The 254-nt window shown below is 45.7% G+C and carries 1 protein-coding gene; it reads left to right on the plus strand.

Features of this window, described 5'->3' with window-relative positions; translation table 11 throughout:
• Positions 1-254, plus strand: a 254-nt coding sequence (gene truD / locus AAEY83_RS16865; RefSeq protein ID WP_351060944.1) for a tRNA pseudouridine(13) synthase TruD, incomplete at both ends; no start/stop codon positions are given.

A 254-nucleotide genomic window follows, 5' to 3' on the forward strand; every position in this document is an offset into this window, starting at 1 on the left:
GCATAGGGCCAATCAATTTATCATCACCTTGCGTGATATTGAATTGGCAAGTGACGATAAGTCATCTGTAGAGCAGCATTTAACCAATATAAGTACCACGGGCGTGCCCAATTATTTTGGCCCGCAGCGTTTTGGATGGAATGGTAATAATATTAGAGAAGCCTTGACGTTATTTGCTCGTTCAACGCCAGAGAGCCGACCGCAGCCAAAAAAGAGCAAACGTAAACGTGCGCCGCGAGAGCAAAACTCTATGG

This window comes from Psychrobacter sp. TB20-MNA-CIBAN-0197, from assembly GCF_040309765.1.
In the GTDB taxonomy this organism is placed as follows: Bacteria; Pseudomonadota; Gammaproteobacteria; order Pseudomonadales; family Moraxellaceae; genus Psychrobacter; species Psychrobacter submarinus.